The sequence below is a fragment of the Zhenhengia sp. genome (assembly GCF_046966505.1).
Lineage (GTDB): Bacteria > Bacillota > Clostridia > Lachnospirales > Cellulosilyticaceae > Zhenhengia > Zhenhengia yiwuensis.
On the sequence record NZ_JBKVCH010000028.1, the window covers coordinates 1 to 6,564 of the forward strand.

The following is a 6,564-nucleotide window of genomic DNA, read 5'->3' on the forward strand; positions in this document are numbered from 1 at the left end:
ACTCTAATTGTACGATTTTTATTTTTGGACACCTTCTAATTAATCGCTTACGTTTATCCTATTGTATTTATTGATGCTGTTCATTTTTCTGTTAAAGATAATCATGTTATTCGTAAGCTAGCGGCGTATGTTATTCTTGGTGTTACAATGGATGGACATAAAGAGGTACTTAGTATTCAAGTAGGCCAAAATGAAAGTAGTAAGTACTGGTTAGGTGTGCTTAATGAACTTAAAAATAGAGGTGTTAACGACATCTTAGTCTTGTGTGCAGATGGTCTTTCAGGCATAAAGGAATCCATTAACGTGGCTTTTCCAAACACAGAATACCAACGTTGCATTGTGCATCAGGTTAGAAATACCTTGAAGTATGTTTCTGAGAAGGATAAGAAAGCTTTTGCAACAGACTTAAAGAAAATCTACCATGCAGTAAGTGAAAAACAAGGTTATGCAGTGATGCAAGAAATAGCTGAGAAATGGCATGAACAATATCCTTATGCCATGAAGAGTTGGGAAACGAATTGGGATGTTATCAGCCCTATCTTTAAGTTTTCAGCGGACGTAAGAAAGGTCATTTATACAACAAATGCTATAGAGAGCCTTAATAGTACCTATAGAAAACTTAATCGCCAAAGAAGCGTATTTCCAAACGATACAGCCTTGCTCAAAGCACTATATTTAGCAACCTTTGAGGCAACTAAGAAATGGTCTATGCCACTGAGAAATTGGGGTAAAGTATATGGTGAACTTAGTATTATGTTCGAAGGTAGGCTACCATTGTAGTAGCCCTTCGAAATAAGCATATCAAGGGTAAAATAAACACCCTCATACGAGGGTGCCCTTGACATGCTTATTTTCTACAGGCTATAGTGTAGCCATGGCAGAAATGGTTAAGTATGCCATTTCTGCCCTCATTCAATTATCATAGAAAGTATTTACAGAGATTTTTTCACAGACCCCTTCTTCTTTGACAAATAGATTTAGTTTAAGACACAAATATATTTACTTTTTCTAAATCCACTAAAGAGTCAATTTCATATAAATCACTTTCTTCTAACTCATGAACCTTGATATTTAACGTATCAAGGTTTTCTGCTATCATGTTATCCCAATACTTATCTTTAAAGGTGTTATTAGCAACAGCTTCTTCTAATTTATCTTGAATAAATTCCCCGTCTTCTTTGTTCCAATATGAAACACCACACATGATATGTGATCCAGGAATACTTCCTACTACAATATCAGTTACTCTATTATTCTCATCAATGTGAAGCATCCATTCATCTTGGAAATCATACTTGATAGGACTGAAGTAAGTTGACTCTGTAACAGCTGTATCGATAATATTATGATGCATATAGATATCACCTTCTAATACATAAGCATCTTGAAGATATTCTCTTACAAGATACATAGTATAGAGGTTATTATACTCATCATACTTATCATTATGTACTAACTTAACATCATATTCATAAGCTAAGTAATCAAATTTCTCTTTAAGGTATCCAGTGACTATAATGATCTCTGTGATGCCTTTTTCTTTTAGATATTGGATTTGTCTTTCAATCATAGGTAACCCATTCACTTCAATAAGTGGTTTTGGTGTAGTATTTGTAAGTGGTCTTAGTCTTGTGCCTTTTCCAGCAGCTAATAGTATTGCTCTCATCGTTTATAATTCCCCTTTATAATGAATTGTTTTGTGGTACTTTACTAAGTAATTCTTTTACATCTCCAGCTGCAAGGATCGATCCAATCATAATAATAACAGCACAGATAATTGATTTGAATGAAAGTGGTTGTCCTAAGAGAATCACACCAAATAGAATAGCCCATGCAGAGTATGTAATATTAAGAGACATAGCTTTTGTAGCACCAAGTGTATGAATGGCTTTGTAGTAACATACATACGATGCAGTTCCGAATAATGCAGTGATAAGAATAACAGCAGATGCCCAAGTAATAGAGATAGTAAGTGTTGTGCTAACACCTTTTAATAATGGAATGAGTATAAAGCCGTATGTAATAGCAGAAGTAAGCTGTCTAAGTTGTAAAGATTGCTCAGGTGAGACTTCTTCTTCACTCATACCATAAGCGCAGATAACAGCTTCAGATGCCCAGCCAATAACACACATAAGGGCAAATATAAATCCAAGGAAGAAGTTTTCAGTATGCCCACCTGGTGCATAACCTAACGTAATAATACCAAAGATACTAAGTCCTAATCCAAAGATGGAGAGGGGCTTCATTTTTTCTTTTAAGAAGATATAAGAAAGTAGAGCGCCCATAGCAGGATAAAGTGAAGAAATAATAGCTGTATAAGATGGGCCAATGTATTTGATTGCGAGTACATAACTAGTCATGCCAACAGGCCCACCAAGTAAAGCAGCAAGTATAATAAAGCGACCACTTCTTGTTCTAGCTTTCTTAAGAGTAGTAACTAGCTGCCCTTTAAAGCACATATACAATGACATCCATACGGAAGAGAAGAAATCGTGTAAGAATGTGCTGATGAAAGGTGATAAAAAAATAGCTTGTTCAGTAGAGATAAAAGGTGTCATGGCTAATGCTACACCTAGGATTGTTGTATCTAAGCCCCATAAGATACCTGAGGCAAGGCCGTTTAACATAATCATTTCCCCTTTACAATTAATTAATTTAAGATTTTATCTAAGTTGGCTCTAGCTCTGTTATAGCGGTTGATACCGTAACAACCAAAGTTATCCCCTTTAGCTTCTTTTACAATGGTCCAGATACTCCAAAGGAAGTCTTGGAAGATTTTATTGATAAGCACACGTTTGATATATTTTTCTTCAGGTTCCCCATTGAAGTAAAGATTAAGGAATCTTGCCTCGTCTTCTTCACTAAAGCCACACTCTATTATATGAGCAGCCAGATCCCACATAGGATCATTCATACCGGCGTATTCCCAGTCGATGAGATACATTTTATCTTCACCGCTTTTAATAAGGTTTTCTGCTACTAAGTCATTGTGACAAGGTGTGAGTTTAACATCTAAAGTTTCTAAGATATCCTGGAGTGCATAAACACGTTCTCTAGTAGTTTCATAGTCTTCATAATGAGTAGCACCGTATTTAATAACTAAGTTGTGATATTTTTCTATCTCATTGTAGACATCAAATCTTGTAGGCATAGGTTTAGTAGAGCTATGGAGCTTTCTAAGTAGAGAAGTCGTTAGTTTCATATTTGCATGACGTTTTGCAGAATCAGGTGAGAGGGTTTCAGCATTATCAATAAAGCGAGAAACTTTGATACCTGTTTCTTCATTAAAATAGATTAGCTCAGCATCTACACCTACTTCATGTGCATAAAATGCATTTTTCATCTCATTATGACGACTAATCATTTCTTCTGTACCATTACCAGGAACTCTTAAAACAAAGTGTTCATTGTTGATAGTAATCTTGTAATTTTTGTTGGTCATTCCACCGATAGGTGCAATGTTTTGAATCTGATCGTCAGATACTTTTAGCACTTCACAAATAATAGGCCTTAAGTTTTGAAGCTTAAGAGAAGTTTCCTTCTTGATAATTTTAGGTAGAAGCTTGTGTATAACATATTCAAGATGTTGAGGCGTATCAATTTCATGCCACAATAAGCTGTCTATCTTGAGATAGTTTAGAGTATATTGTCTAGAGATATCTAACATCATGTACTCATAGTTCATATAAGGATTTTGATTAAAAGCATATGCCTCTAGCATCTTTCTAAAGAAGGCATAAGATAACTTACTTACACCAATCATTTCACCATCTATTTTATTAAGTTGGCAAATATCCTTAGAAATCTTAAAGATACTTTCATCTTTTAACTCTACAAAAGCCTCATCCCCAGAACCACTTTCAGTAGTAATGAGCATACAATCTTTTTTATCAGACTGAATAAGTTCTTTGATACCTAAATCTTCTATTACAATATCACTTTCAATAAGAAGAAAATCTTCATTAATATAAGCACCAGCAGCGGCAAGTGAAGCCATAGTGCCAGTCCACTTATAGTTAGGATTTTCTACACAGGTGATAGAAGGATCTAGCTTGCTTTTAAGATAATCACTCATGTACCCAACTACAACAATGATATTGGAGATACCATAGGCTTTTAACTGATCTATTGTACGATTGATAAGTGATGTGTCATCTATCTTACATAAAGCTAAAGGCAAGTCAAAGAGAGTATTTCTACCAGCAGCTAAGATGACAGCAGTGGTTGCAGTAGCAGCAGTTGAAGGAAGTTCTAGACGGTCATTTTGTTGAACTTTTAATTGTTGCTCAAGATAATCAAGGCCAGTAGATGTGATAAAGTAGCGATGTTCTCTACCCACACATTCCTTTTCTATGTAGTTATTGTATTCTAGTTCCTCCACTAAGGTATTTACCTTGCCTAAGGATATGTCGCATTGTTTGCTAAGTGTACGCTGATTAATACCGGGATGGCGATTAACCTGCTTTAACAATTTAAAATGTGTATGCATAGCATTTCTTGCCCCTTTTATTCTGATATATGTTCAAAAAATGAACATAGGAACATTATACTAAAAATTTGAAAGAAATCAATCAAATAAATTGAAAAGATTAAATTTGGTGCGTATACTAAGTTAAAATAGATTTTTGAAAGAGAGGATAAAGAAATATGAATGATTTGATGAAATATATTAATGAATATGCAGGCATAGTAGATTCAATTTGGGGGACGTATTTAGATGCAACAACAGGGTTTGATAAAGTAAAAGATATGATAATAGAAGGTCAAAGTAAGCACAGATTTGATGAAAGTCATTTAGACACCTTAAATTTTTATTATGGAAAAGGGAAACCTGGAGAACCTGGTGCTAGACAATTACATGCATGTACACAAGGAAGGATAAAACAAAGAAATAGTGAAGGGGGTGATAATTTTAGATTTATAGGTAATATGAGTCTAATATCTATCTATCAATACTGGGAAGATTACTACAGAGGGAAAATTGCACAACAAAAAGGAATAGAAAAGAATAAGCTACTATCTGATATAATGGGAGATATTCGATATATACGTAGATCCATAATACATCATCAAGGGATAGCATTAAGTGATGTTGAAAAGTGTAAATTATTAAAATGGTATAGTGTAAATGACGAAATATATATTAGTCAAGATCAGTTAGAAGAAATAATATCTCATATATTTGATATGTTAGATAAGTTAGCAAATTAAAGTCACTTCTCCCACCCATCCTTCATAGCTATTTAATAGCAAGGCCATACTCCTAGGTAGGGTAGGTGGTCGGGGGGATGAAAGAGCTACAAGTCTAGATATTTGATGTGTTGACCATACTCCTAATATAGGGGAGGGTGGTTAGATATGAATAGAAGTTTTATTAGACTTGAGGTAGTGCTGACTATGAGTGTGATAGGTATTATTGCTTTGGTAGTATTACCAATAATAATGTAAAAATAAGAAGAAGGCCATAACAATGGATAATAATAATCTGTTAGTAATGACATTCTTTTTTTTCTGTGCAATATATTCTTCATCTGAGTCATCAGGAAAGAAGAAGAAAAAGAAACTGCTTGTTTTATCGGAAGTACTAGATTGAGTATTGAACTCTAGTAAACAGAGACCAAATAGATCTGCTTCTTTTTCTAGCTTATTTATTAATTCCTTGTCTACCCAGTTTGCTGTATCAGCTGGTGAACACGCAATACTAATATCTTTGTGTAGAATTGCATGTCCTAATTCATGAGCAGCAACAATTCTTTGCATTTCATTATCTAAATTGGAGTTGATCACTATATGTTGTATACCTTCTCCATTTAAATAGTAACCTAATGTTTTTTTGTAGGGCCTAAGGGAAATATTAATGCCCATATTATAAATAATCTTGAACGGATCATTTGTACCATGTTCTGATACCAAGTAATTTAAGTCCATCCTATGAGCTCCTTTTATTATGTAATTAAATTCTAGTATGTTTCAACCTCATTAAGGTTTCGTATATTTTTGGATCTAAGTTTGTGTGTTGAAGTAATACGTCATCAAAAAACTCTGAGTCCATGAGAAGCTCTGCGGCAAATTTATTTGCTTGATTTGCATAAATCGAGTTCACAGGAAATAGTGTAAAATCCTGTACCATTGCCACGCCTTTCTCATAGGTTAGAACATATTTATTATTGGCATGCAAGAGCGCATGTCCCAGCTCATGGCTGCAAACCACCAGCTGTTCTAATTCGCTTAAGTTTGAATTGATTACAATGAACTTATTGGTATTCACCTTTAAGAAGTAACCTTTTGTTTCCTCGCAGGGCTTATACTTGATAATAATCCCTAACTCCTCTGCAATTCTAAATGGGTCTCGTGTCTCATATCGTTTAATTAAGTTTCTTACACGTAATGCTATATTCATTTAGAAAATTCCCCCTGTAGTTAATTATCATACTTCCATCACATATAATGTGATGCTACAATAAAAAATGGACACACAGAAAGGGGATTTCAGAGTTATAATAAAAATAATGTATATTGCAAGAACAATTTTTACAGTTAGTGCAATCAAAAAGTTGACACTAG

6 protein-coding genes and 1 pseudogene are annotated in these 6,564 nt (G+C 34.2%); 2 read left to right on the forward strand and 5 right to left on the reverse strand.

Going from position 1 to position 6,564, the window contains the following annotated elements; translation table 11 throughout:
• Window positions 1-51: 51 nt before the first annotated feature.
• Window positions 52-780: pseudogene (locus ACLTBU_RS16830) on the forward strand (IS256 family transposase); the annotation flags it as partial.
• Window positions 781-982: 202 nt separating this feature from the next.
• Here ACLTBU_RS16830 and ACLTBU_RS16835 read toward each other — a convergent pair.
• From ACLTBU_RS16835 to ACLTBU_RS16845, 3 genes are read right to left on the reverse strand one after another with little or no spacing between them, the layout of a single operon-like run.
• The gene (locus ACLTBU_RS16835; protein WP_412220141.1) at window positions 983-1,666 is read right to left on the reverse strand and encodes a sugar phosphate nucleotidyltransferase; all 684 of its coding nucleotides are present in this window, start codon (window positions 1,664-1,666) and stop codon (window positions 983-985) included.
• A gap of 16 nt (window positions 1,667-1,682) precedes the next feature.
• Window positions 1,683-2,627, reverse strand: a complete 945-nt coding sequence (locus tag ACLTBU_RS16840; RefSeq protein WP_412220143.1) for a DMT family transporter — start codon at window positions 2,625-2,627, stop codon at window positions 1,683-1,685.
• 23 nt (window positions 2,628-2,650) lie between these two features.
• Window positions 2,651-4,489 (reverse strand): phosphotransferase, encoded by a 1,839-nt coding sequence (locus ACLTBU_RS16845; protein ID WP_412220144.1) that lies wholly within the window; start codon window positions 4,487-4,489, stop codon window positions 2,651-2,653.
• 158 nt (window positions 4,490-4,647) lie between these two features.
• Between ACLTBU_RS16845 and ACLTBU_RS16850 the strand changes: the two genes are divergently transcribed.
• Entirely contained in the window at window positions 4,648-5,211 is a 564-nt protein-coding gene (locus ACLTBU_RS16850) for a hypothetical protein (RefSeq protein WP_412220146.1), read from the forward strand.
• 219 nt (window positions 5,212-5,430) lie between these two features.
• Here the strand turns inward: ACLTBU_RS16850 and ACLTBU_RS16855 are convergent, their stop codons facing one another.
• On the reverse strand, window positions 5,431-5,928 hold the full coding sequence (locus tag ACLTBU_RS16855) for an ImmA/IrrE family metallo-endopeptidase (protein ID WP_412220148.1): 498 nt from the start codon (window positions 5,926-5,928) through the stop codon (window positions 5,431-5,433).
• Between the two features lie 25 nt (window positions 5,929-5,953).
• On the reverse strand, window positions 5,954-6,400 hold the full coding sequence (locus tag ACLTBU_RS16860) for an ImmA/IrrE family metallo-endopeptidase (RefSeq protein ID WP_412220151.1): 447 nt from the start codon (window positions 6,398-6,400) through the stop codon (window positions 5,954-5,956).
• Window positions 6,401-6,564 lie beyond the last annotated feature (164 nt).